Origin of the sequence: Variovorax sp. HJSM1_2, from assembly GCF_049316285.1 — a bacterium.
Lineage (GTDB): Bacteria > Pseudomonadota > Gammaproteobacteria > Burkholderiales > Burkholderiaceae_C > Rhodoferax_B.
Genome location: NZ_JBMOXA010000069.1, coordinates 1 through 229 on the forward strand (window position 1 = coordinate 1; position 229 = coordinate 229).

Here is a 229-nt window from a genome sequence, read left to right on the forward strand (position 1 = left end):
GGCGGTGCGCGGCCCATGGATGGTCGCGGCCCCCGTCCTCGGCGGGTTGGCGATCGGGCTGATGGCCCGCTTCGGCTCCGAGAAGATTCGCGGCCACGGCATCCCGGAGGCCATCGAGGCCATATTGATCGGCGGCAGCCGCATGTCGCCCAAGGTGGCGGTGCTGAAGCCGCTGTCCTCGGCCATCTCGATCGGCACGGGCGGCCCCTTCGGCGCCGAGGGCCCGATC

Annotated in this window: 1 protein-coding gene; it reads left to right on the forward strand. The window is 72.5% G+C overall.

What is annotated here, in order from left to right:
• The coding region (locus ACFQ95_RS25985) for a chloride channel protein (protein ID WP_422835868.1) at nucleotides 1-229 on the forward strand (229 nt) is incomplete at both ends.